This is a genomic window from Bacillus sp. THAF10 (assembly GCF_009363695.1).
Classification (GTDB): domain Bacteria; phylum Bacillota; class Bacilli; order Bacillales; family Bacillaceae_I; genus Sutcliffiella_A.
The window spans coordinates 3,821,648-3,844,402 of the sequence record NZ_CP045403.1 but is presented as its reverse complement, the minus strand read 5'-3'; the positions used below and the strand labels follow the sequence as shown (position 1 = coordinate 3,844,402).

Annotated in this window: 18 protein-coding genes; 16 read left to right on the top strand and 2 right to left on the bottom strand. The window is 44.9% G+C overall.

Annotation, left to right across the window (positions count from 1 at the left end):
- Positions 1-16: 16 nt before the first annotated feature.
- Positions 17-1,222 (bottom strand): cardiolipin synthase, encoded by a 1,206-nt coding sequence (gene cls, locus FIU87_RS19625; protein ID WP_172971130.1) that lies wholly within the window; start codon positions 1,220-1,222, stop codon positions 17-19.
- A 430-nt stretch (positions 1,223-1,652) separates the two neighbouring features.
- Here cls and FIU87_RS19620 point away from each other — a divergent pair, with 430 nt between their 5' ends.
- The 9 genes from FIU87_RS19620 (at position 1,653) to FIU87_RS19580 (ending at position 15,458) form a co-directional block, all read left to right on the top strand.
- Entirely contained in the window at positions 1,653-3,767 is a 2,115-nt protein-coding gene (locus tag FIU87_RS19620; protein WP_152446143.1) for a (Fe-S)-binding protein, read from the top strand.
- Positions 3,768-4,092: 325 nt separating this feature from the next.
- Entirely contained in the window at positions 4,093-5,271 is a 1,179-nt protein-coding gene (locus tag FIU87_RS19615; protein WP_152446142.1) for an acetyl-CoA C-acetyltransferase, read from the top strand.
- 18 nt (positions 5,272-5,289) lie between these two features.
- Positions 5,290-6,144 (top strand): 3-hydroxybutyryl-CoA dehydrogenase, encoded by an 855-nt coding sequence (locus FIU87_RS19610; RefSeq protein WP_152446141.1) that lies wholly within the window; start codon positions 5,290-5,292, stop codon positions 6,142-6,144.
- A gap of 194 nt (positions 6,145-6,338) precedes the next feature.
- Positions 6,339-7,475, top strand: a complete 1,137-nt coding sequence (locus FIU87_RS19605) for an acyl-CoA dehydrogenase (RefSeq protein ID WP_152446140.1) — start codon at positions 6,339-6,341, stop codon at positions 7,473-7,475.
- A 55-nt stretch (positions 7,476-7,530) separates the two neighbouring features.
- Positions 7,531-8,670, top strand: a complete 1,140-nt coding sequence (locus FIU87_RS19600) for an acyl-CoA dehydrogenase (RefSeq protein WP_152446139.1) — start codon at positions 7,531-7,533, stop codon at positions 8,668-8,670.
- Between the two features lie 16 nt (positions 8,671-8,686).
- Positions 8,687-9,343, top strand: coding sequence for a TetR/AcrR family transcriptional regulator (locus FIU87_RS19595; protein ID WP_152446138.1), 657 nt, complete (start codon positions 8,687-8,689; stop codon positions 9,341-9,343).
- Positions 9,321-12,572 (top strand): fused isobutyryl-CoA mutase/GTPase IcmF, encoded by a 3,252-nt coding sequence (gene icmF / locus FIU87_RS19590; protein ID WP_152446137.1) that lies wholly within the window; start codon positions 9,321-9,323, stop codon positions 12,570-12,572. Before FIU87_RS19595 ends, icmF begins: the two co-directional genes overlap by 23 nt.
- Positions 12,573-12,928: 356 nt before the next feature.
- A complete protein-coding gene (rpoE, locus tag FIU87_RS19585) occupies positions 12,929-13,483 on the top strand; it encodes a DNA-directed RNA polymerase subunit delta (protein WP_301538643.1) in 555 nt (184 codons plus the stop codon).
- 361 nt (positions 13,484-13,844) lie between these two features.
- The gene (locus tag FIU87_RS19580) at positions 13,845-15,458 is read left to right on the top strand and encodes a CTP synthase (RefSeq protein WP_152446136.1); all 1,614 of its coding nucleotides are present in this window, start codon (positions 13,845-13,847) and stop codon (positions 15,456-15,458) included.
- Between the two features lie 392 nt (positions 15,459-15,850).
- On the opposite strand, the gene FIU87_RS19575 is transcribed toward FIU87_RS19580, so the two are convergent.
- A complete protein-coding gene (locus tag FIU87_RS19575; protein WP_152446135.1) occupies positions 15,851-16,381 on the bottom strand; it encodes a DUF2529 domain-containing protein in 531 nt (176 codons plus the stop codon).
- Between the two features lie 194 nt (positions 16,382-16,575).
- Here FIU87_RS19575 and FIU87_RS19570 point away from each other — a divergent pair, with 194 nt between their 5' ends.
- The 7 genes from FIU87_RS19570 (at position 16,576) to glpX (ending at position 22,625) form a co-directional block, all read left to right on the top strand.
- The gene (locus tag FIU87_RS19570; protein WP_152446134.1) at positions 16,576-16,965 is read left to right on the top strand and encodes a response regulator; all 390 of its coding nucleotides are present in this window, start codon (positions 16,576-16,578) and stop codon (positions 16,963-16,965) included.
- Between the two features lie 234 nt (positions 16,966-17,199).
- On the top strand, positions 17,200-18,057 hold the full coding sequence (locus FIU87_RS19565) for a class II fructose-bisphosphate aldolase (RefSeq protein ID WP_152446133.1): 858 nt from the start codon (positions 17,200-17,202) through the stop codon (positions 18,055-18,057).
- Between the two features lie 121 nt (positions 18,058-18,178).
- Positions 18,179-18,823: a fructose-6-phosphate aldolase gene (gene fsa, locus FIU87_RS19560; RefSeq protein ID WP_152446132.1), complete on the top strand. Its 645-nt coding sequence runs from the start codon at positions 18,179-18,181 to the stop codon at positions 18,821-18,823.
- Between the two features lie 391 nt (positions 18,824-19,214).
- Positions 19,215-20,507, top strand: coding sequence for a UDP-N-acetylglucosamine 1-carboxyvinyltransferase (locus FIU87_RS19555; protein ID WP_152446131.1), 1,293 nt, complete (start codon positions 19,215-19,217; stop codon positions 20,505-20,507).
- A gap of 83 nt (positions 20,508-20,590) precedes the next feature.
- A complete protein-coding gene (locus tag FIU87_RS19550; RefSeq protein ID WP_152446130.1) occupies positions 20,591-21,127 on the top strand; it encodes a hypothetical protein in 537 nt (178 codons plus the stop codon).
- Positions 21,128-21,202: 75 nt separating this feature from the next.
- The gene (locus FIU87_RS19545) at positions 21,203-21,475 is read left to right on the top strand and encodes a hypothetical protein (RefSeq protein WP_152446129.1); all 273 of its coding nucleotides are present in this window, start codon (positions 21,203-21,205) and stop codon (positions 21,473-21,475) included.
- Between the two features lie 181 nt (positions 21,476-21,656).
- A complete protein-coding gene (gene glpX / locus FIU87_RS19540) occupies positions 21,657-22,625 on the top strand; it encodes a class II fructose-bisphosphatase (protein WP_152446128.1) in 969 nt (322 codons plus the stop codon).
- Positions 22,626-22,755 lie beyond the last annotated feature (130 nt).

Sequence of the window (22,755 nt, the reverse complement as noted above, 5' to 3'; positions counted from 1 at the left end):
AAAAAAAATCCTCCCTTTACAGTAACGGTGCAATGATTTTCGAAAACAGCTCTTTGCTTTTATCCACCCATGATCGGTTGTGGATAAATTCGAGTGTGAGCTTCTCAGAATTGTGAATATCCTTATAGATTTCCTCTACAGTCTTGTGAACAAATTCCTTATCAAAAATAAGGCAATTTATTTCATTGTTGAGAAACAGGCTGCGTTTATCAAAATTTGCTGTCCCAACATCGCACGTATGGTCGTCAATGACCAACACTTTTGCATGATAAAACCCTAAGTAAAAACGATAAACCTCTGCGCCGGCTTCCATAATAGTAGAGAAGTAAGGAAAGGCGGCATCCATCACAATCGGGTGATCTGCCTTTGCAGGAACGAGAACGGTCACCTTTACCCCCCTGGCCAACGCAGCAAGCAGCTCGTCTAACAATGGGTCACTCGGGATAAAATACGGTGTGCAAATGATAATCGATTTTTCTGCACGCTTCAGCAAGGTTAAAAATGTATCACTTAAATGCCCGCCGTTTGTTGGTACGAGCTTATGAGTAATCGAACCGGCAGGAAGCTCCGGATAATATTCCTTTCCCCAATCCCCAGGAGGGAAGTCGCCGCCTTGTTCCCAGTTTTGAATAAATTGTGATTGCAAATCCTGCACACCTTCTCCCTCTAAACGCAGGTGATAATCACGCCATACTCCGAATTTAGGATCCTTCCCTAAATACTCTTCTCCAATATTAAATCCACCAACATAGCCGATTTTCCCGTCCACAACCGTGATTTTTCGGTGATTTCGCTGATTAATGCTGAAAAAAAAGAAAGGAAACGCAGGCTTATGGTAGTATTCTACCTGAACGTTATGCTTTTTTAAATTTTCGATGGTCTCCTTTTTTACATCAAAGGAACCGAAGTAATCCATCAGCAAACGAACCTCTACACCTTGCCTGGCTTTATCCTTTAAAATATGGAGAAATTCCTGGCTGTCATCATCGTTTCGTACCATATAAAAGAGGGAATGGATATGGTGATTTGCCTCGCGCATATCTTGAAATAGATCCTTGTATAGTAGGTTTCCATCTGCATAGAGAGAGATTTCGCCCTGCCGTTTCGGAAACTTTAGGCGCTGGACTTCCTTCAAATGCTTTTTTCTTCCTAAATACAAATCAAGTGCCAGCCAACCAATAACAAGTCCGATTACTAGCAAAGCGATGATAACAACTTCCATTTCTTTCCCTCCCAATTTACGTTTTACTAGCTTTTGCGAAACAGGGCCAATTTATCCTCTGGCTAATTACCTATACCCAATTGGAGAACAAAAATGCCCACTTTTTTTGATGAAATGTGTTGACTGAATGCTCATTCAGTAATAAGATAAAGGTAAATTACTAAAGTTCTGAAAATTAATTTCTTTCCAAACATTACGGCGTTTCACGGACCCATTTTGGGTAATGAATAACCAGCTGGTGGTTGGAGTAAATGGCGGAGACTCCTGCGGGAATGTAGCGACAATCTTGAGAAGCCACAAGTGAAGCCGAAGAGGCTAATGGTCGCCCCGAAGGACGCAGAGCCATTTTGCGGAAATCACCTGCCTATTCATTAAGTCATTAAAACGCCAACAACAAAAAGGGACACGATCAAGAGGGGAGTGGAGAGATGTGAGTAACGGCCTGTTAATAGCCAATTGGATTTTAACTATAATTGTAACCGCTTACGCACTATCATTATTTGTTTACTTAATCAGAACAAGAATTCAATACATCCGACTTGGAAAAAAAGTTGAATTCGACAACAAAGTAAAAGAGCGACTTGATAAAGTATGGGTCAACGTTTTTGGCCAGAAAAAGCTTTTAAAGGACAAGAAAAGTGGGATCATCCATGTGATGTTCTTTTACGGCTTTCTTATGGTCCAGCTCGGAGCACTTGACCTTATTATCAAAGGGCTTGCACCAAATGCGCATCTGCCGCTTGGACCTTTATACCCGGCATTTACGTTTTTTCAAGAGCTAGTAACCTTGATGATTCTTATAGCCGTAGTTTGGGCGTTCCACCGCCGTTATGTGGAAAAGCTAGTCCGTTTAAAACGAGGCTTCAAATCAGGACTGGTCCTATTATTTATTGGAGGCTTAATGCTTTCTGTATTATTTTCAAACGGTATGGGGCTTATCTGGCATGATCATGGTCTTACTTGGAGTGAGCCAGTGGCATCCTTGTTTGCGCTCCTGTTCAGCTGGATTAACGAAACCGCAGCCATTACCTTATTTTATGTAGGCTGGTGGATTCACCTGTTATTCCTATTAACGTTCCTTGTTTATGTACCGCAGTCCAAGCATGCTCACTTGATTGCTGGACCAGCGAATGTCTTTTTCCATCGCACAACCAACCCAGGGAAGCTGGAAAAAATTGATTTTGAAGACGAAACGCAAGAAAGTTTTGGTGTTGGAAAAGTGGAGGATTTTACCCAATACCAGCTTATCGATATGTATGCCTGTGTGGAGTGTGGTCGCTGTACAAACATGTGTCCAGCAACCGGAACAGGAAAAATGCTTTCTCCAATGGATTTGATTATTAAAATTCGTGATCACTTAACAGACAAAGGGGCAGCAATCACCTCTAAATCACCTTGGGTACCAACCTATGCGTTCAACCACACCAAGGGCAATCAGCTTGCAATGGCAGCAGCTGGTCAAGGAGCGCAGGAAAGTGCTGCAGCTGTAGAATACAGCCCAAGCCTGATTGGCGATGTTATCACAGAGGAAGAAATTTGGGCATGTACGACCTGTCGTAACTGTGAGGACCAATGTCCGGTAATGAATGAACATGTCGACAAAATCATCGACCTTCGCCGTTACCTTGTTCTCACAGAAGGAAAAATGGATCCAGACGCGCAGCGTGCCATGACCAACATTGAACGCCAAGGAAACCCTTGGGGACTAAACCGTAAAGAACGTGAAAACTGGCGCGATGCTGCACCAGAAGTAAGCATTCCGACGGTAAAAGAAATGAAAAAAGCAGGCGAAGAGTTCGAGTACCTGTTCTGGGTAGGCTCCATGGGATCGTTTGATAACCGCTCGCAGAAGATCGCGATTTCTTTTGCAAAATTAATGAATGAAGCTGGCGTCAAATTTGCGATTCTTGGGAACAAGGAGAAGAACTCTGGAGATACACCGCGTCGCCTTGGAAACGAATTTTTATTCCAGGAGCTAGCAACCGCGAACATTGCGGAGTTCGAGAAGAACGAAGTCAAGAAAATCGTTACTATTGACCCGCATGCTTATAATATTTTCAAAAACGAATACCCAGACTTTGGATTGGAGGCAGAAGTCTTCCACCATACTGAAGTATTAGCGGAGCTTGTGAATACTGGCAAGTTAACTCCAGTTCACGAAGTAAAAGAAACCATCACGTATCACGATTCCTGCTACCTCGGTAGATACAATGAGGTTTACGAGCCACCGCGTGAAATTTTAAAAGCAATTCCAGGCGTGAAAGTGGTCGAAATGAACCGTAGCCGCGAAACAGGAATGTGCTGTGGAGCAGGTGGAGGACTCATGTGGATGGAAGAGGATACAGGAACACGTGTAAACGTCGCTCGTACCGAACAAGCACTCGAAGTTGCACCAAGCGTCATCAGCTCCGGCTGTCCTTACTGCTTAACGATGCTTTCAGATGGCACAAAAGCGAAGGAAGTTGAAGAAGAGGTTGGCACGTACGACGTAGCAGAGCTTCTAGAGCGTTCTGTAATTGGGGAAAAGCAGGAATTAGTATCCTAATTGAAAATTGTAGTTAATTGAGCAGTATCTAGCTTTTGATGGGAGAAAAATGGCGGAGACTCCCGCGGGAACGTAGCGACAGTCTTGAGATCCCTCAGGCGAAGCCTTTTGCAGAGGAGGCTCAAGGTTGACCCGCAGGACGCGCAGCCATTTTGCGGAAATCAACAGCGGTTTTTATCCGTGTTTATCGATTCAATAGTTTAATAGATTCAGCATAAAGGTGTACGTAGATTTCTACGTGCACCATATGCTTTTCACCAAAACTGAGCGACCGTTCAGTTTGTAATTTGTAAGCGTTTACGACAATAAAAGGAGGAAGTTAACTATGGGAAAAACCGTCATCGTTAGTGGAGTTCGAACACCAATTGGCCGCTTTGCAGGAGGTTTAAGCACACTCACCGCCTCAGACCTTGGAGCAGTCGCGATCAAGGAAGCATTAGCAAGAGCAAATGTCGCAGGAGACCAAGTGGGGGAAGTGTTAATGGGTACGGTGCTTCAAGGAGGCCAAGGACAACTTCCATCCCGTCAAGCTGCACAAAAAGCAGGTCTGCCTTGGGAGGTTCGCACAGAAACCATCAATAAGGTGTGTGCATCTGGCATGCGCAGCGTCACACTCGGCGACATTTTGATCCGCTCTGGCGAGGAAGAAGTCATTGTCGCTGGTGGCATGGAATCGATGAGCAACGCACCTTACATGATGCCAAAAGCAAGATGGGGCCTTCGCATGGGGGATAGTACCATTCAAGATCTTATGGTACATGACGGATTGACGTGTACGTTTACCGGTGTGCACATGGGTACGTACGGAAATGGTGTGGCAAAAGAAATGGAAATCTCCCGTGAAGACCAGGATGCATGGGCATTCAGAAGTCACCAGCGTGCAATTGAAGCAGCTGAGAAGGGGTATTTTACAGACGAAATCGTACCGGTTTCAGTACCGCAACGAAAAGGGGAGCCAGAAGTGGTGACAACCGATGAGTCTCCTAGAAAAGATACCTCCGTAGAAAAGCTCGCTTCCTTACGCCCTGCTTTTGATCATGATGGAACGATTACAGCAGGAAACGCACCAGGGGTAAATGATGGTGCAAGTGCACTTGTGTTAATGAGTGAGGAGCGTGCGGCGAAGGAAGGGAAAGAAGTGATGGCCACGATTCTTGGTCACGCCTCCATTGCTGTGGAAGCAAAGGATTTTCCGAAAACGCCTGGTTTAGTCATTACAGAACTGTTGAAAAAAACCGGTAAAACACTTGAAGAAATTGATCTTTTTGAAATAAACGAAGCATTTGCAGCAGTAGCTTTAGCATCTGCTAGCCTTGCTGGTCTTGATTTAGAAAAAGTGAACGTTAACGGTGGGGCTGTAGCACTTGGTCACCCAATTGGTGCGAGTGGAGCCCGCATTATCGTATCTCTTATTCATGAGTTAAAACGCCGCGGTGGCGGACTTGGTATTGCCTCCATCTGCTCAGGTGGCGGGCAAGGCGATGCAATCTTAGTTCAGGTTTAAACACAGGAGGGATAGAAGATGACAATTCAAAAAGTAATGGTAATTGGTGCAGGACAAATGGGCGCCGGTATTGCGCAGGTTTGTGCGATGGCCGGTTATGACGTATACATGAACGATTTAAAAGAGGAGTTTCTAGAGCGTGGTCTTGGTGGCATCACAAAAAATTTGACGCGTTCTGTTGATAAAGGCCGTATGACCGAAGAGGAAAAAGTAGGTGTTCTTTCTCGCTTGCAAACAACGACTTCGTTGGAAGACGCAAAGCATGTGGACATTGTGATTGAAGCAGCAGTAGAGAACATGGATATCAAGAAAACCATTTTCGCAGAGCTGGATAAGCATGCACCTGCCCACGCGATTCTTGCGACTAACACTTCTTCGCTACCAATCACAGAAATCGCGGCAGCAACAAATCGACCTGAAAAAGTTATCGGCATGCACTTTATGAATCCAGTACCGGTGATGAAGCTTGTGGAGATCATCCGCGGCTTGCAAACGGCGGACGAGGTATACGGTGCGATTGAGGACATGACAAAAAAGCTTTCCAAAGTTCCTGTAGAGGTCAATGACTTCCCAGGCTTTGTATCCAATCGCGTGTTAATGCCGATGATCAATGAAGCGATCTACACCGTGTATGAAGGGGTTGCTACGCCGGAAGCGGTTGATGAGGTAATGAAGCTCGGCATGAATCATCCGATGGGGCCGTTAACACTCGCTGATTTTATTGGACTTGATACTTGTTTGTACATCATGGAAACGTTACATGAAGGCTTTGGCGACGACAAATATCGCCCATGCCCATTACTGAGAAAATACGTAAAAGCAGGCTGGCTCGGAAAGAAAACCGGCCGTGGATTTTATAACTACGAAGGATAATCCAACTAGGTTCTTTTCTAGAAGATTGTTGCTAAAACCTAAGAAAAAGTCTGCTGTAGGACTTTTTCTTAGGAAAAAAATTTCTCCTTCAACGAAAAGAGCACGACGGCAAATGTGATTACGTTAGCGCAGAGCAACAAAGTTTGAGAGAACAGCCTTCAACATTAAAGACAGCAGGAGAGGGGTCAAAAGCAATGAACTTACGTTTTACGGAAGAGCAGGAAATGGTGCGCAAAATGGTGCGCGACTTCGCCGAAACAGAAATAGCACCATTTGTGGAAAAAATGGAGGAGGGGGAATTTCCTCGTGAAATCCTCCGCAAAATGGCCGACCTAGGCCTAATGGGAATGACAATACCGGAAGAGTACGGCGGCTCTGGCATGGACTTTACTTCCTACATTATCGCGATTAACGAACTGTCCCGTGTGAGTGCGACAGTGGGGGTAATCTTATCTGTGCATACATCCGTTGGTACGAACCCCATTCTTTATTTTGGTACCGAAGATCAGAAACAAAAATATGTTACAAAGCTCGCTACAGGGGAATATCTCGGAGCGTTTTGCTTAACCGAGCCTAGTGCTGGTTCGGATGCGGGTAGCTTGAAAACGCGCGCGATTCGTCAAGGTGACCACTATGTTGTGAATGGCTCAAAGGTATTTATCACCAATGGCGGAGAGGCAGACACGTATATTGTGTTCGCATCCACCAATCCAGAGCTTGGCTCAAAAGGGGTATCTGCTTTTATCGTGGAAAAGGATACGCCAGGCTTTGTAATCGGAAAAGATGAACACAAAATGGGACTGCACGGCTCGAAAACCCTGCAGCTTACCTTTGAGGATATGAAGGTACCAGTAGAAAACTTACTTGGCCAAGAAGGGGAAGGCTTTAAAATAGCAATGGCGAACTTGGATGTCGGGCGAATTGGCATTGCTGCTCAATCTCTAGGTATAGCCGAGGCGGCAACACAAGCGGCAACCGCTTATGCAAAAGAACGCGTCCAGTTCGGCAAACCAATCGCCGCACAGCAGGGTGTTTCTTTTAAACTGGCAGACATGGCGACCTCTGTGGAGGGTGCGAGACTCCTAACGTATCGCGCCGCCCATTTGCGCTCGCTTGGCAAGCCGTGTGGGAAAGAAGCATCAATGGCAAAGCTTTTTGCCTCCCAAACAGCAATGAACGTGGCCATTGAAGCGGTACAGGTGTTTGGCGGCTACGGCTACACGAAGGATTATCCGGTGGAACGCTACTTCCGAGATGCAAAAGTGTGCGAGATTTACGAGGGTACAAGTGAGATTCAACGCATTGTTATTGGCAAGCATTTAATGAACTAAAAAATAAACGACGAGGGCACTTTGACAAAGCCCTCCACCAAGGGGAGAACGAAAAATGAACTTTCAACTTTCAGAAGAGCATGAAATGATTCGCAAAATGGTGCGCGATTTCGCAAAAAACGAAGTCGAGCCAACAGCAGCTGAGCGTGACGAGGAAGAGCGCTTTGATATGGATATTTTCAAAAAGATGGCGGACCTAGGTTTAACGGGAATTCCGTTTCCAGAAGAGTACGGCGGAATCGGCAGTGACTACCTTGCCTATTGTATCGCGGTAGAAGAATTATCCCGTGTGTGTGCATCAACAGGAGTAACTCTATCCGCTCACACTTCACTAGCGAGCTGGCCGATTTATAAATACGGAACAGAAGAGCAAAAGCAGAAATATTTGGTGCCACTAGCACAAGGAACAAGCATTGGCGGCTATGGCTTAACGGAGCCAGGTTCAGGATCAGATGCGGGCGGCATGCGGACAACAGCTAAATTAGATGGCGATCACTATATTTTAAACGGTTCGAAAATTTTCATCACCAACGGCGGCATTGCCGACATCTATGTAGTGTTTGCAGTAACGGATCCGTCCAGCAAGCACAAAGGCACGAGCGCATTCATCATCGAAGCGGACTTCCCAGGCTTTAGCGTCGGGAAAAAAGAACAAAAGCTCGGCATTCGTTCCTCACCAACAACGGAAATCATCTTTGAAGACTGCCGTGTGCCAAAAGAAAACATGCTAGGAGCAGAAGGGGAAGGCTTTAAGGTAGCGATGACGACCCTTGATGGTGGACGTAACGGGATTGCCGCACAAGCTGTAGGGATCGCCCAAGGTGCACTCGATGCGGCTGTTGCTTATGCAAAAGAGCGCGTTCAGTTCGGAAAGCCAATCGCAGCGCAACAGGGTGTTTCTTTTAAACTGGCTGACATGGCGACAACCGTTGAAGCTTCTAGATTATTAACCTATCAAGCTGCTTGGAGAGAGTCCGAAGGCTTAAGCTACGGCTTAGAGTCTGCGATGTCTAAGTTGTTAGCAGGAGACACGGCGATGAAGGTAACAACAGAAGCGGTTCAAGTATTCGGTGGCTATGGCTATACGAAGGATTATCCAGTAGAGCGCTACATGAGGGATGCGAAAATCACCCAAATCTATGAAGGTACCCAAGAAATCCAACGTCTCGTTATCTCTAGAATGCTTACTAAGTAAGTAGGTGAATAACAGGATGAAAAAACGCCAAGTACATGCATCCGTTAAAGACGAGCGGCTGATTGAAAAGCGCCGCGATCAAATGATTAAAGGGGCGGTGAGTCTTTTTAAAGAAAAAGGCTTTCACCGCACGACTACACGAGAAATTGCCAAAGAAGCGGGCTTTAGTATTGGCACGCTTTATGAATACATTCGCACAAAAGAAGACGTTCTCTACCTTGTTTGTGACCGAATTTATGATCAGGTAGGGGAGCGGCTGCAGCAGGAGCTTGATATGAAGCGCGGCAACCTTGAGAGCCTGAAGTCCGCCATGCGCTACTATTTCCGTGTGATGGATGAAATGCAGGATGAGGTGCTTGTGATGTACCAGGAGGCAAAGTCCTTATCAAAGGATGCGCTTCCGTACGTGTTGAACAAGGAGCTTGCGATGGTGGCGATGTTCGAGCAGGTGATCCGCAATTGCATCACCGCAGAAGGCATCAACATGGAGGAACAGGAAATTCAGCTTACGGCTCATAATATTTTCGTTCAAGGCCAAATGTGGGGCTTCCGACGCTGGGTGCTCCACAAGCAATTCGGGTTAGAAACGTATATTGAAGGCCAAATTGACTTATTATTGCACGGAATTACAAAGGGGGAGAGTGTGAAACATGGAAGTTTATCGTCCAACTAACCATATTCGTTTTGTGACAGCTTCAAGTCTTTTTGACGGGCATGACGCCTCCATTAACATCATGCGTCGCATCATACAGGCAAGTGGAGCAGAGGTCATTCACCTCGGCCATAACCGTTCTGTAGAAGAGATTGTGAACGCAGCAATTCAAGAGGATGTCCAGGGGATTGCGATTTCCTCCTATCAGGGCGGACACGTCGAATACTTTAAATACATGTACGATTTGCTAAAGGAAAAAGGTGCTTCCCATATCCGCATTTACGGCGGCGGTGGAGGAGTGATCATTCCTAGTGAAATAAAAGAACTACATGCTTACGGAATTGCACGCATCTTTTCGCCAGAGGATGGCAGAGAGCACGGACTGCAAGGCATGATTAACTCGATGCTGAAGGAATGTGATTTTGTTACGGTCAAATCGCTTGGAGATGAAGTAGAACGCTTAGAGGCCGACAATCATCAGGCAATTGCTAAGCTGATTTCCCTTGCCGAGCTTCAGGCGACACCGAATGAGGAAGTCGCAGCGGCGGCTCAAACTGCCCTTGCGAAGGTAAAAGAAAAACAAAAAACGGTACCCGTGCTAGGGATTACCGGTACAGGTGGAGCGGGGAAAAGCTCGCTAACAGACGAATTGATTCGCCGTTTCATCAACGAAGTACCGGATAAAAAAGTAGCGATTCTCTCTATTGACCCAACGAAGCAAAAAACTGGCGGGGCCTTGCTTGGTGACCGAATTCGCATGAACGCCATCTTTAATCCACGCGTATACATGCGTTCCTTGGCAACCCGTGGCTCTAGATCAGAGCTTTCCTTAGCCATTACCGATGCCATCGCTGTGACAAAAGCGGCTGGCTTTGACTTAATCATTGTTGAGACGAGCGGAATCGGGCAGGGGGATGCAGGCATTACCGAGATTTGTGACATCTCCATGTATGTGATGACGAGCGAATTTGGGGCACCATCACAGCTCGAAAAAATTGACATGATTGATTATGCAGACCTTATTGTCATCAACAAGTTTGAGCGCAAGGGCTCTGAGGATGCGAAGCGTCAAGTGCAAAAGCAATACCAGCGCAGCCGCTTGCTTTGGGACCAAGAGCTTGATGAGATGCCGGTGTATGGTACGATTGCCAGCCAATTTAACGACCTTGGCACGAACACCCTATTTGCCGCACTTTTAAATCTAATGAACGAAAAAACAGGCTCTAACTACAGCTCCAGCCTGCCAGTATCAAAAGACGTGGAAAAACAAAACGTCATCATTCCAAACGACCGCCGTTATTATTTACGTGAAATCAGCGATACCGTCCGTAGCTATCACCGTATGGCAGGGGAGCAGGTCGAGCTTGCCCGCAAATTGTTCCAGCTCGATGGTGCGATGGAAGCTGCTGGTAGTGTCGGAAACGAAGAGCTTGTGGCGTCCCTTGCAGAGCTGCGCCGTGAGTACGAAGAAAAATTAACAAGCGAATCTCGCAAAATTTTAGCAGGCTGGGAAGAGAAAAAAGAGAAGTATTCTGGCGATCAGTTTGTGACTAAAATTCGAGACAAGGAAATCATCACCAAGCTAACGACAAAAAGCTTATCTGGCCTTGCGATTCCAAAGGTTGTGCTTCCAAAGTATGTGGATTACGGGGAAATCCTGAAATGGGTGTATCGCGAAAATGTACCAGGCGAATTTCCTTATACAGCAGGTGTGTTCCCGTTCAAGCGGGAAGGAGAGGATCCAAAGCGCCAATTTGCCGGCGAAGGAACACCAGAACGTACGAACCGCCGCTTCCATTATTTAAGTAAGGATGACGATGCGAAGCGCTTAAGTACGGCCTTTGACTCTGTTACCCTATACGGGGAAGATCCAGCAGAACGTCCAGACATCTATGGAAAAGTGGGTAACAGCGGCGTGAGCATTTGTACGTTAGATGACATGAAAAAGCTGTACGCAGGCTTTGACCTGTGCGCTCCAAGCACCTCTGTTTCCATGACGATCAACGGACCAGCACCAGTTATCCTGGCCATGTTCATGAACACTGCTATCGACCAACAGGTACAAAAGCGCGAGGAAGAGCTTGGTCGCATCCTGACAGTAGAAGAATATGCAGAAGTGAAAGCAGTAACGTTGCAAACCGTTCGCGGTACGGTGCAGGCAGATATTCTAAAAGAAGACCAAGGCCAGAACACCTGCATCTTCTCCACAGAATTTGCACTGCGTGTGATGGGGGATATTCAGCAGTATTTTATCGATAAAAAGGTACGAAATTACTACTCTGTGTCCATTTCTGGATACCATATCGCAGAAGCAGGCGCAAATCCAATCACGCAATTGGCCTTTACGTTAGCAAATGGCTTCACGTATGTGGAGTACTACTTGAGCCGCGGCATGAACATCGATGATTTTGCACCAAATCTATCGTTCTTCTTCAGTAACGGACTGGACCCAGAATACACGGTAATCGGCCGTGTCGCACGCCGCATCTGGTCTACTGTCATGAAAAATAAATACAAGGCGAACGAGCGCAGCCAAAAGCTAAAGTACCATATCCAAACTTCCGGTCGCTCCTTGCATGCACAGGAAATCGACTTTAACGATATCCGCACAACACTACAAGCATTAATGGCGCTGCAGGATAATTGTAACTCGTTGCACACCAATGCATATGACGAGGCTATTACCACGCCAACAGAAGAATCCGTGCGTCGCGCAATGGCCATTCAAATGATTATTACAAAAGAACACGGCTTAGCGAAAAACGAGAACCCACTTCAAGGCTCCTTTATTGTGGAAGAGCTAACCGACCTAGTGGAAGAAATGGTGCTACAGGAGTTTGAACGCCTGAACGACCGCGGCGGTGTCCTTGGCGCGATGGAAACGCAGTACCAACGCGGAAAAATTCAAGACGAATCGATGTACTACGAAATGAAAAAGCATACAGGTGAGCTGCCAATTATCGGCGTGAACACCTACAAAAACCCAAATCCGCCAAGTGAGGACGAATTGAACGACATTGAGCTAGCACGTTCAACAGAAGAGGAAAAACAAACGCAAATTCACAATCTGACTGCCTTCAAAGAGCGCAATTCAGATAATGTTGAGGAAGCCTTAGAACGCCTTCAACAAGTGGCAATTAGCGGTGGCAACATCTTCGAAGAACTCATGGAAACCGTCAAAGTCGCCAGCCTAGGTCAAATCACCACCGCCCTCTACCAAGTCGGCGGGCAGTTTAGACGGAATATGTAAACTTAGATAAATTCATTAAGAAATAAATTCTGCAATTCATGTTTTGCAGTAACCAGCTGATGATTGGAGCAAATGGCGAAGACTCCAGCGGGAAATAGCGCGTCTCGTGAGACCCTGCAGGGCGAAAGCCCGAGGAGGCTCACGGACCGCCCCGCGGACGCGCAGCCATTTGCGGAAATCATCAGCGTCATTTTACCCTAGGGAGATGCCATATCTCCCTTTTTTCATATTTTCATGGAAAAGAACAAATTATGCTGGATTAAACAATAAGAATTTGTTTATAATGAATGGTATGGATTTTTCTAGGAATACATTATTAATTGACTTTATATATACATAGAAAGGATGTGCAGACATTGGCATTAAAGAATCTAACATCAGAAGAGTTGAAAGAAATGTCATTGATCGAGATTGCTACAGCAATTTTTTATGAAAAAAAGCAATCAGTCACTTTTTCAGAATTAGTAGCGGAGATCAAAGATCTGACAGGTTTTACAGATGAAGACCTTAAAGGCAAGCTCTCTCAATTCTACACTGACCTGAATATTGACGGCCGTTTCATTTGTGTTGGAGAAAACCAATGGGGACTTCGTGCATGGTATCCTTATGATCAAATTGAAGAGGAAACAACTCCTCAAGTAAAAAGCAAGAAGAAGAAGGCGAAGAAGGCGGACGAGGATGACTTGGACGAGGACTTCGAAGACCTTGATGAAGAAGAGTTGGAATTCGACGACCTTGACGATTACGAAGAGGATGACGAAGTGGAAGAAGAAGAAGCCGATGTGGACGAAGATGACAGCGATGATGACGAAGACTTCGAGGACGATTTAATCGAAGACGAAGAAGAGTACGACGACATCGATGACGAAGACGAAGAGTCCAGCGATGAAGATGAGGAAGAAAAACTCTAATCATAGAGAACAAAGCAAAGCACTCTATTTTTCAGGTTCGTACCTGATGAGTAGAGTGTTTTTTTGTCCTTGACTTTTTGCCTGCAACTCGGTAGAATCTTTTTTGGGCTCCTTAAAATAGGACACGTATAATGAACGGATTATATACACGCTCCCCTTACTGCTAAAACAGTGGTAAGTGGGGCGTTTTTTATTTTTTAGTGAATAACCGAATGGATGCTGTGCCTTCAAAAAAAGGCCAGCTTCATTATTTTCCTTCATGAATTTCTGGTTTTTGACTAATGATAAAAAAAGGTGAATGCCTCTCATACCATATCAACTACTTTTTTTAAAATACATTATTTTTCGAGGGGGAGACAGCATGACAAAGTATATTTTTGTAACAGGTGGCGTTGTGTCATCTTTAGGTAAAGGAATCACGGCAGCATCTTTAGGAAGATTATTAAAGAATCGCGGATTAAATGTAACGATTCAAAAATTCGATCCATACATCAACGTGGACCCAGGTACGATGAGTCCATACCAGCATGGGGAAGTTTTCGTTACAGATGATGGCGCAGAAACGGACTTAGACCTTGGCCATTACGAGCGTTTCATTGATATCAATCTAAACAAATATTCCAACGTTACAACAGGGAAAATTTACTCCACAGTCTTGAAAAAAGAACGCCGTGGTGACTACCTTGGTGGAACGGTTCAGGTTATCCCACACATCACGAACGAAATCAAAGAGCGTGTTTTCCGTGCAGGCCGCGAAACAAATGCCGATGTAGTTATCACAGAAATTGGCGGAACAGTAGGGGACATCGAATCACTTCCGTACTTAGAAGCAATCCGTCAAATTAAGAGCGATATCGGCCGTGATAACGTCATGTACATTCACTGTACCCTTGTACCATACATCCGTGTAGCAGGGGAGCTTAAAACAAAGCCAACACAGCATAGCGTAAAAGAGCTTCGCGGACTAGGTATTCAGCCAAACATTATCGTTTTACGTTCGGAAATGCCAATCTCCCAAGATATGAAGGACAAAATTGCGCTTTTCTGTGATATTGATGAAAAAGCAGTAATTGAATCCATTGATGCTGACACACTTTATGAGGTTCCACTTGCTTACCAAGCACAAGACATGGATAACATCGTTGTGGATCACTTAAAGCTTAATACAAAAGCAGCTGCAGACATGACCGAATGGACAAAGCTTGTGGACAAGGTGAAAAACCTTTCCAAGAAAACAACGATTGCCCTTGTTGGTAAATATGTGGAGCTTCAGGATGCGTATCTTTCTGTAGCAGAAGCACTTCGCCATGCTGGTTATGAGTTTGATGCAGATGTGAAAATTAACTGGATCAACTCGGAGGAAGTAACAGCGGATAACGTGGACGAGCTTCTTTCCGATGCAGACGGAATCCTCGTTCCTGGTGGCTTTGGTGATCGCGGAGTAGAAGGGAAAATCGAAGCGATTCGTTATGCGCGTGTCAACAAAGTACCATTCTTCGGTATCTGCCTAGGCATGCAGCTAGCTTCTGTTGAGTTTGCCCGTAACGTACTAGGCTTTGAGGGAGCGCACTCTGCAGAATTAAATCCAGGCACGCCATATCCAGTAATTGATCTACTTCCTGAGCAAAAAGACATCGAAGACCTCGGCGGAACGTTGCGTTTAGGACTCTACCCTTGCAAGCTGATCGACGATTCTCTTGCCCAAAAAGCGTACGCGGACGAAGTGGTATACGAGCGTCACCGTCATCGCTATGAGTTCAACAACCAATATCGTCAGCAAATGGAAGAACACGGCTTCATCTTCTCTGGTACAAGCCCGGATGGCCGCTTAGTGGAAGTAATTGAAATCAAGGATCACCCATGGTTCCTAGCATCTCAGTTCCACCCAGAATTCACATCAAGACCAAACCGCCCACAACCGCTATTCCGCGACTTTGTGGCAGCATCGTTAAAAAATGCTGAGGTTATGGCGTAACTTTTAGATTCTAGGTAAGCTCGGGTGCAATGCGTCTCTGTTTTTGAAAGAGACTATTGTGCTCAGCAGCAAAACCCGCTGCATTTTGGAAAAAAAGCGAGTTCGGCAGCAAAGTTCGCTGCTTTTGAATAAAAAAAGGCGTGCTGGCCAATAAAGGTCAGCACGCTTTTCTTATTTTTGTTGATGTTAGGTAAAATGATGGTGGAATTTAGGTATTTTATGGGGAAAAATATCGTTTCCGCTCTCCGTTTTAAAAAGTTCGTGCCAAAATGAGGGGAGTTCGTGCGGAAATGACCCGAGTTCGTGCCAAAACACCTCGAGTTCGTGCCAAAAACCCCCGAGTTGATGCCAAACCTCATATTTGACATCAAACCAGGTTCCAACCAGCAACCTCAATCCTCCACTTCCTCCAACATCTCCCGCAATGTAAACGCCAAGCCAAAATAGGCATACAAAGCGACCATACTGCTAGGGAAGCCAAACCGCTCACCATCATCGCCGGGGATTAACGGTTTTTTCAGCTTTAAATCGATATGTACATCAACTAGCTTATCGAGTGTTTCCGCACCCTCCATCACAGTTGACATTCCAACTATCTCCACTCCAAGCTCACGTAAGGCTTTTGCCGTATTCACCGCTTCCTCATCCGTCGAAAAGCGGCTAATAATCAAGGCGCGGTCGGTATCAAGCAGGTCGTGATAACTGTTTAACTCGGAAAGTAGGCGAACTTTCCCTAGTGGTTCCGCTCCCTCGACCGCTTCCGCCTCGACCGCTTTCATTTCTCCAGCTCCGAAAACATAAATATGCCCTTCTCCCACAGCCGCTTGGGCTAATAAGCGAGCACCATCCTCTAAAGCAAATTCCGCATCACCGGCAATTTTTTGAAAAATACCTTGTAGCTGGGTTGTAAATATTTTTAACATGCCTCTGTCACACTCCTCTTGCGAATTATGTCCTTTTTCCTCCAAATCATCCTCTAGAATTTTCCACCTTTAGGAACAAATTTACCATTTTTAAAAATATTTCAGTCGAAAAAGCAGGAAATAAGACTATTATAGTAGAATTAGGTGGGTGGATGGAAACGGATTGATTATTTTTTAGAGAATGGGGTGTAAAGGTGGGGCAAAAATTACTGATTGTAGATGACCAGTATGGAATACGGATACTGCTTAATGAGGTATTCCAGAAAGAGGGCTATCAAACGTTTCAGGCAGCAAACGGATACCAGGCACTCGATATCGTTGAAAAGCATTCACCGGACTTAGTATTGTTGGACATGAAGATCCCCGGTATGGATGGAATTGAAATTTTAAAAAGACTAAAAGCAATCAATTCTGATATCCAGGTTATCATTATGACAGCTTACGGAGAATTGGATATGATCCAAGAATCAAAGGACCTAGGTGCCATTACGCATTTTGCTAAGCCATTTGATATCGATGAAATTAGAGAGGCTGTCCGAAAAAATATGCCTAAACAGTCTGTTGAACAAGGGCCATCTAACTGAATATTAAAACTTTTTAAGTGTTATCGCTTACATCGAAAAACGGCATACTTCCATAGTTGCCGTTTTTCTTTATAGTTGATATGCTAGGAAATGGATAAAAATTTTCCGACAAGTTTTGTTTATTTTGCTAGCCAATACATAACTAGTTTTGCCTTTGGTCAAGCTAGTTTTGATATGCGCAAAAACGCACAAACAAACTTTTCGGAGTGAGGATAAAATAAGGAGGATGTAATCATGCCTTTAGTTTCTATGACAGAAATGCTAAAAAAAGCAAATGCAGAAGGCTATGCAGTAGGGCAGTTCAACCTGAACAACCTAGAATTCACGCAAGCAATTCTTCAAGCAGCACAAGAGGAAAACTCACCAGTAATTCTTGGTGTTTCTGAAGGTGCGGGCCGATATATGGGTGGCTTTAAAACCGTTGTAGCGTTGGTTAAAGCGCTAATGGAAGAATACGGGGTAACTGTACCTGTTGCCATTCACTTAGACCACGGTTCTAGCTTCGAATCTTGTGCAAAAGCGATTCACGCTGGTTTTACATCTGTAATGATTGACGCTTCTCACCATCCATTTGAGGAGAACATCGAAACAACTTCCAAAGTTGTTGAGCTTGCACACTTCCACGGAGTTTCTGTTGAGGCAGAGCTTGGAGTGGTTGGTGGCCAAGAGGACGACGTTATTGCTGACGGCGTTATCTATGCAGACCCTAACGAATGTGAAGAGCTAGTAAAACGCACTGGTATTGATTGCCTTGCTCCAGCTCTTGGCTCCGTACACGGTCCTTACAAAGGTGAACCAAACCTTGGCTTCAAAGAGATGGAAGAAATCAACAACCGTGCTGGTGTACCACTAGTGCTACACGGCGGAACTGGAATTCCTACGCATGACATCCAAAAAGCAATCTCTTTTGGAACAGCAAAAATTAACGTAAACACAGAAAACCAAATCTCCTCTGCAAAAGCAGTTCGCGAAACACTTGCTGCTAAACCAGAAGAGTACGATCCACGCAAATACTTGGGCCCAGCTCGAGATGCGATCAAAGAAACAGTAAAAGGAAAAATGCGCGAATTCGGATCTTCCAATAAAGCGTAAGTTTCCATTTCTATAAAACAAGATTCACCCCAACAAGACAACATTACTTAACCGCCACATCAGGCGGTTTTGTTTTCATTTATAATGAAAACGCAAACAATGGACAAAGGAGCGATACGACATGAAATTTTTTATCGACACAGCTAACCTAGAAGAAATAAAAGAAGCTCACGCCTTAGGAATTCTTGACGGCGTTACAACCAATCCAAGTTTAGTGGCAAAAGAAAACATCTCATTTGAAGATCGCCTGCGCGAAATCACAGCACTTGTGGAAGGCTCTGTCAGCGCTGAAGTCATCGCACTTGATGCTGAGGGAATGATTGAAGAAGGAAAAGCACTCGCTGCCATTGCACCAAACATCACTGTAAAAGTGCCAATGACACCAGAAGGTCTAAAAGCAGTAAAAGTTTTCTCTGAACTCAACATCAAAACAAATGTCACCCTTATCTTCAATGCAAATCAAGCATTGCTTGCAGCAAGAGCAGGGGCAACCTATGTTTCTCCATTCCTTGGCCGTCTAGATGATATCGGACAAAACGGGTTAGACCTCATTACAACGATTGCGGACATCTTTGCCATTCATGATATCCCAACAGAAATCATTGCAGCGTCCATCCGTCACCCAATGCACATTACAGAAGCAGCATTAAAAGGCGCGCACATTGCGACAGTACCTTACAAAGTAATTCTGCAACTGTTCAACCACCCGCTAACTGACCAAGGAATTGAAAAATTCCTAGCAGACTGGAACAACCGCAAGCAATAATTTACATCGATAAATTTGCTAACATCAATGTTCTAAGATGGTCCAAGCTGTTGATTGAAGCAAATGGCGTAAACTCCATCGGGAAAAAGCGCGTAACGGGAGCCTCCAAGCTATAAAGTAGAGGAGGCTCCCGGTACCGCCCCGAGGAATGCGTAGCCATTTGCGGAAATCAACCGCTTTTTTTTATCAAATTTTCGACAAAACACCCATGTCGAATCTAGGCGTAAAGTATCAAATATTACGATTTGATAAAGAATGATGCTTTTTCATATCTGTCATAACCATTTTCATGTAAACTAAAAGATATTGAAAATTTTTATGAATGGTAAAAATTGTGTATAATAAGGAATAGCACATTTGGAAACCAACCTCGCCTTGAAGGGAGAAGTATATGGAAAAGTTAAAGATTCTTGGTGGAAACAAGCTAAATGGAACAGTTCGAGTCAGCGGAGCAAAAAATAGTGCAGTGGCATTAATCCCTGCAACAATATTAGCCGACACGCCTGTAACGATTGAAGGGTTACCGAAAATTTCGGATGTACAAATATTGAGTAGTCTTTTAGAGGAAATTGGTGGAACAGTTAATCTAGACGGAGAGGACCTCACAGTCGATCCTTCCGCAATGATTGCGATGCCACTACCTAGTGGAAAAGTCAAAAAGCTACGCGCTTCCTATTATTTAATGGGCGCAATGCTTGGCCGCTTCAAAAAAGCGGTAGTAGGCTTACCTGGTGGGTGTCACCTTGGTCCAAGACCGATCGACCAACACATCAAAGGTTTTGAAGCGCTTGGTGCAGAAGTTACCAATGAACAAGGTGCCATCTACCTTCGCGCAGATGAGCTGAGAGGCGCACGAATCTACCTTGATGTCGTAAGTGTCGGGGCAACCATCAACATCATGCTTGCTGCTGTAAAGGCAAAAGGCAGAACCATCATTGAAAACGCAGCAAAAGAGCCGGAAATCATTGATGTGGCAACCCTCCTAAGCAGCATGGGTGCAAAAATTAAAGGAGCAGGGACCGATGTCATCCGTATCGATGGTGTCGAACATCTTCATGGCTGTAAGCACACCATAATCCCTGACCGCATTGAAGCAGGTACATACATGGTCATGGCAGCTGCAACCGGTGGCGAAATGATTATTGATAATGTAATCCCAACTCACTTGGAGCCGCTAATTGCCAAGCTTCGTGAAATGGGCGTCCGTGTGGATATCAACAACGATCAAGATCAGGTGCTTGTTGTTCCAGGAGAAAAACTACGAGCAGTGGATGTGAAAACCCTTGTTCACCCTGGATTCCCAACCGACTTACAACAGCCGATGACCACACTGCTTACAAAAGCAGAAGGAACAAGTATCGTCACAGATACCATTTATTCTGCCCGCTTTAAGCACGTGGATGAGCTGCGCCGCATGAACGCTAACATTAAGGTGGAAGGACGTTCCGCCATCATAAACGGACCAATTCAACTGCAAGGTGCGAAAGTAAAAGCAAGCGACCTTCGTGCAGGTGCTGCGCTAGTCATCGCAGGACTGTTAGCAGATGGCCTAACAGAAGTCACAGGCTTAGAGCATATTGACCGAGGATACAGCCATCTCGAGGAAAAACTCAAAGGGCTTGGTGCAAACATCTGGCGCGAAAGCATGACAAAAGAAGAAATCGATCAAATGCAAAATTCATAAGTGTTAACATATAAAAACAGAACTCTCCGCTTTGAGGGTTCTGTTTTTTTTGGTTTGGAACGTAACGGAGAAGAGCTCGGATAGTGGGAGAATTCAAAAGAGGTCTTGAGCAGGGAGATATCGGACAAAAATCGGTGGAAGAGGTCAAATGTGGTCTTGAGCAGGGAGATATCGGACAAAAATCGATGAAAGAACTCAAAAGAGGTCTTGAGCAGGGAGATATCGGACAAAAATCGGTGGAAGAGGTAAAAAGAGGTCTTGAGCAGGGAGATATCGGACAAAAATCGGTGGAAGAGGGCAAAAGAGGTCTTGAGCAGGGAGATATCGGACAAAAATCGATGAAAGAAGTTAAAAGAGGTCTTGAGCAGGGAGATATCGGACAAAAATCGGTGGAAGAGGTCAAAAGAGGTCTTGAGCAGGGAGATATCGGACAAAAATCGGTGGAAGAGGGCAAAAGAGGTCTTGAGCAGGGAGATATCGGACAAAAATCGATGGAAGAAGTCAAAAGAGGTCTTGAGAAGAGAGATATCGGACAAAAATCGATGGAAGAGGTTAAAAGAGGTCTTGAGCAGGGAGATATCGGACAAAAATCGGTGGAAGAGGTAAAAAGAGGTCTTTAGCAGGGGGATATCGGACAAAAATCGGCGGTAGAAGTCAAAAGAGGTCTTGAGCAGAGAGATATCGGACAAAAATGAATGGAAGAAGTCAAAAGAGGTCTTGAGCAGGGGGATATCGGACAAAAATCGATGGAAGAGATTAAAAGAGGTCTTGAGCAGGGAGATATCGGACATAAATCGATGGAAGAGGTCAAAAGAGGTCTTGAAAAGAGAGATATCGGACAAAAATCGGTGGAAGAATTCAAAAGAGGTCTTGAGAGAAAAGGAGCTCGGACAAAACCCGGTGTTAGTGCTTATAAGAGGTCTTCCCTGAGTCGTAAAAACATAGTAAGCAAAAAGGAACGCAAATGAAAGCAGTCCCCAAAAACAAGCTTGATAGGAATCTGTTTTTTATCGTTCCCCCTTTTTTATTTTGGCAAATGTGATATACTAATAACGAAAAGTATAGCACAATGCCTGTTTTTGCACAGGATTACAGGCTTTACCATAATAGTTAACCAGTTTGTTAGACTGCAGAAGGAGTGGAACAAAAATGGAAAGAAGTTTATCAATGGAATTAATTCGAGTAACAGAAGCGGCTGCGCTATCCTCGGCAAGATGGATGGGACGTGGCGATAAAGATAGCGCTGATGGAGCAGCAACCTCTGCAATGCGTGATGTATTTGACACAGTGCCGATGAAAGGAACCGTTGTCATTGGAGAAGGGGAAATGGACGAAGCTCCTATGCTTTATATTGGCGAAAAGCTTGGGACAGGCTATGGCCCACGTGTGGATGTAGCGGTTGATCCACTAGAAGGGACAAACATCGTTGCGTCTGGTGGCTGGAACGCCCTTGCAGTTTTAGCCATTGCTGACCACGGCAACCTGCTTCATGCACCGGATATGTACATGGACAAGATTGCGGTTGGCCCAGCTGCTGTTGGTAAAATTGATATTAATGCTTCTGTAACAGACAACCTTAAAGCAGTGGCAGAAGCAAAAAATAAAGACATAGAAGATCTGGTGGCCGTTATTTTAAACAGACCACGCCACGAAAAAATCATTGCAGAGTTAAGAGAAGCAGGAGCTCGTATCAAATTAATTGACGATGGCGATGTGGCAGCAGCTATTAACACAGCATTCGATCATACAGGTGTGGATATTCTGTTCGGCTCAGGTGGAGCACCTGAAGGCGTGATTGCAGCGGTAGCCCTAAAATGCCTTGGGGGAGAAATCCAAGGAAAGCTTCTTCCACAAAACGAAAAAGAGCTACAACGTTGTAAAAAAATGGGGATTGAGGACGTCAACGCAGTGTTAAGAATGGAAGATCTTGTGCGCGGCGATGATGCGATTTTTGCTGCTACAGGTGTAACGGATGGTGAACTTCTTCGTGGAGTTCAATTTAAAGGCACCAACGCTACGACGCACTCTGTCGTTATGCGTGCGAAATCCGGAACGGTCCGCTTTATCGACGGTCAGCATAACATCAAAAAGAAACCTAACTTAGTAATCAAACCTTAAAATCATCATAACCGTAAACGGGGGAACATCCCTGTTTACGGTTTTTCTCTTGCTAAAAAGGTCATAAAAACATCTAGCTCCTCGAATGGTATAATGGCAGTAACAGTGCAAAAGCATCAATCGACAAAAA